This window comes from Pyrobaculum sp. (assembly GCF_049971835.1).
Lineage (GTDB): Archaea > Thermoproteota > Thermoprotei > Thermoproteales > Thermoproteaceae > Pyrobaculum.
In genome coordinates this window covers 1-1,696 of record NZ_JBMFKV010000326.1, presented here as the reverse complement: position 1 = coordinate 1,696, position 1,696 = coordinate 1, and the positions used below count along the sequence as shown (strand labels likewise).

The 1,696-nt window shown below is 47.1% G+C and carries 1 protein-coding gene; it reads left to right on the top strand.

The genetic code is table 11. The features are described from left to right. Positions 1–1,566 (top strand): hypothetical protein (locus ACP5J3_RS14255; protein WP_428496287.1); only part of this gene is annotated, 1,566 nt, incomplete at its 5' end. Positions 1,567–1,696: the final 130 nt, after the last annotated feature.

Below are 1,696 nucleotides of genomic sequence, written 5' to 3'. Positions count from 1 at the left end.
CGCACAGATATGGCCAGGAGGCCCAGTAGGAGGGAGTTCTTCTCGATGGCCACTGCGGCTGGACTCGGCGCCCTCCTCGCCAGCGCTCTCGCCCGCGCCCAGACGCCCAGCTACGCAATCTACCCAGACATCGCCACAAGGCGGCTCAAGATAAGAGCCCCCAAGGGGGTCGACATCGTAGAGGATCAAGCGGCGTTTGGAATTGCTCCTGCTACATATGACGTGCTAGTGAGACAAGAGTCAAATGGCGACTATGTTGCGTATGATAGAAATGGTAATGTAATATGTAAAAATTCGTCTACGGCATGCATCCAAGAGGCGCTAAATTATAAGGGCCCTGGATCCACCGTGTTTATAGCTCCAGATAGCTATGTACTATCCTCGCAAGTTTCAGTGCCTCCACACACTAGAATAGTTGGCGCTGGCTGGAACAGCACTGTGTTGAGAGAAAGTCCATCGCGGACGGACGCCACGCCTTTGATATACATACCGGATGCCTATTTCGTATCTATCGAAAATTTGCGGATTGAGGGAAATGCGCCTAGACAGCCAGATAACACGAATTACATAGCTGGGGCTGATCTCATCTACGCCACAAGGACGTCGCAAACAGATCCAGTGACAGATATAGTATATTCAGATTCCATGTTTTTACTTAGAAACGTCATAGTGGCTAAGGCGAGAGGACATGGGGTATTTTTATACAACCTACTAGAGCCTATACTAGATACTGTAAGGAGCTACAGCAATGCTGGAAACGGATTCCGCATTATCAGCGCAGATACAAAGGTGGTGAACTGTGTAGCTGGGAACAATGGAAACAGCGGCTTCGCAATATATAGAAACACTGTTATAACTGCTTCGAAGTCCTTCGGCTCGGGTTTTGTAAGAAAATCATCGCCAAATCTAAACGTAGATGGCACATGGGCTGAATTCTTTATAACTGGCCCAAATGTAGTTCTTTCTGGCGTAGAAGCTGGAGAGGGTAGATATTCGTGCTACACTATATACAACACCAGGAACGTCGTAATATTTGGCTCATGCTACGACGCAGGTCTTGGAAACTACTTTATAAATGGCACAGATTCGCCAGGCCCGGCTATCCAGATAGACTCAGCGCAGAACGTATTTGCGAGGATCATAGCTGGCGATTTTATACGCGAAGCGTGGGGCCTTCCAAAAATCACAATATCAATGACAGTTGTCATGAGCAACCCAGCTCTGCCGCCGAACAATTTAGATGTAACCGTACTCAATTATTCAAACAACGACAGTATATTGATTAACTCAAATGTGCCAAAAGGCTTGAGATTAAATTTAACGACACTAAGTCGATCAGTTACTAAAAACTCTGGAGTATATGTAGCGTCTGGTGATGGAATCACTAAACGTTTTGTCATAAATCACGGTCTCTATGGAACTCCGAGAACCGCAATTGTGACTAAGGGATCGACGTTGCCAGACTTTAAAGTTTCAGTGGATGATACCAATATATACGTAGATTTTGTATCTGCGCCACCATCGGGTACAAACAATATCGTGCTGTACTGGTACGCCGAAATTTAACTTTGCCATTTTGTACCTCACCTGTAGTACCTCCAAGCCACAGCGGCAATGAAGAGAACTACAGCCAGTATGATAAAGAGCTCTGGCGGGGGCATCCACGCCGAGTGGGGATCCCTCACCGCGGCGAGCC